Origin of the sequence: Empedobacter sp. R132-2, from assembly GCF_030324375.1 — a bacterium.
Taxonomy (GTDB): Bacteria; Bacteroidota; Bacteroidia; order Flavobacteriales; family Weeksellaceae; genus Empedobacter; species Empedobacter falsenii_B.
This window is the reverse complement of sequence record NZ_JACAGG010000074.1, coordinates 1-1348: the sequence shown is the minus strand read 5'-3', so window position 1 is coordinate 1348 and position 1348 is coordinate 1. Positions and strand designations below refer to the sequence as shown.

At 33.7% G+C, this 1348-nt stretch carries 1 protein-coding gene; it reads left to right on the top strand.

Going from position 1 to position 1348, the window contains the following annotated elements:
* The first annotated feature begins 92 nt into the window (after window positions 1–92).
* Complete coding sequence (locus HXZ69_RS15180; protein WP_219035089.1) at window positions 93–1298, top strand: IS256 family transposase; 1206 nt, start codon at window positions 93–95, stop codon at window positions 1296–1298.
* Window positions 1299–1348 lie beyond the last annotated feature (50 nt).

The window sequence follows — 1348 nt, the reverse complement described above, 5'->3', positions numbered from 1 at the left end:
GGCAATATCCAAAAAACTGTGTAAACATAAATTAAGGTGGGTTTAGTAACTCACCTTATTTATTTTATTAAATTTATAAAACACAGTTTATTATGAAAAAATCTGTAGCCCAATTCATCCAAGATCAAGGTCATTTAGAAGGGATCAAAACCCAAGAAGATCTAAGTAAATTATTAAAAGAATTGCATTCTGATTTATTAGAAGCCATGCTACAAGGCGAACTTGAAGCCCATTTAGGTTACTCAAAAAATGAGAAAAGTGACAATTCCAATGCACGTAATGGCACAACTTCAAAACGTTTAAAAAGCGAATATGGGGAATCTACAATAGAGGTTCCTCGAGATCGAGAAGGAAGTTTTGATCCAATTATTGTCCCAAAACATCAATCCAAATCAGTTTCTGTTGAAAATATGGTTATTTCGTTATACGCTAAAGGTCTAAGTGTTTCGGATATTGAGCAGGAACTTTACGAATTATACGGCTATAAACTCTCTACATCAGCAATATCCATCATTACTGATAAAGTAAATAGTCAAGTTTTGGATTGGCAAAATCGTCCTCTAGAATCTATTTATTGCATTGTTTGGATGGATGGCATTGTGTTTAAAGTTCGTCAAGGCGGAAAAGTAATCAATAAAACGATTTATCTAGCTGTTGGTTTAAACCGTGAAGGTCACAAAGAAATCCTTGGAATGTGGCTTGGAGAGAACGAATCTGCTGCTTTTTGGCAAGGTGTGATGACGGATTTAAAAGCGCGTGGCGTAGAAGATATTTTGGTTACAGTAACTGATAATTTAAACGGATTTACACAATCTATAACCAATATTTTCCCTCAAGCGAACACACAAATTTGCGTGGTTCACCAGATTAGAAACTCTGCTCGATACGTAGTCTGGAAGGATAAAAAAGAATTTACCTCAGACATGAAACTCATTTACAATGCGCCAAACAGAGAGATGGCTGCTTTAGAATTAGATCGTTTTGCAGAAAAATGGATTCAAAAATATCCCTACGCAATGCAATCTTGGAGAAATAATTGGGACGAATTAACTGTATTTTTTGACTTTCCTATTGAAATCAGAAAAATTATTTACACCACCAACCTTATCGAAAATTTGAATGGAAAAGTCCGAAAATATACCAAAAATAAACTAGTATTCCCAACAGATGACGCGCTCAAAAAGTCAGTTTATCTATCGTTAATGCAAATCTCAAAAAAATGGACACAACCAATTCATAATTGGGGAATAATTTTAAATCAATTTTTAACTATATTTGAAAAAAGGGTTCAACTATAAAAAAGTCAAACCCACCTGAAATATATTTACACAAAATTTTGGACAGTGTC